Source organism: Psychromonas aquatilis, from assembly GCF_038155185.1.
Lineage (GTDB): Bacteria > Pseudomonadota > Gammaproteobacteria > Enterobacterales > Psychromonadaceae > Psychromonas > Psychromonas aquatilis.
In genome coordinates, this window is record NZ_JBAKAZ010000366.1 from 1 (window position 1) to 217 (window position 217).

Consider the following 217-nt stretch of genomic DNA (forward strand, 5'->3'; position numbering starts at 1 on the left):
ATTGTTGCTATTCGCTAGCATAAAGAAATTTTATTAGCTTTGCATAAACGTCATCAGCAAAGTAATTACCCTGTTTATACAACGTTAGCGGGTTTTACTGAAGCAGGGGAGTCTCTAGCGGCCTGTATTGAGCGGGAAGTCTTTGAAGAAGTTGGTATTAAATTTAAAAATATTCAATATGTGAGCAGTCAACCTTGGCGTTTTCCTCATTCCTTGA

1 pseudogene is annotated in these 217 nt (G+C 37.8%); it reads left to right on the forward strand.

The window, feature by feature from the left end:
- Positions 1-21: 21 nt before the first annotated feature.
- Positions 22-217 (forward strand): annotated as a pseudogene (locus tag V6256_RS15835) (NUDIX domain-containing protein); the annotation flags it as partial.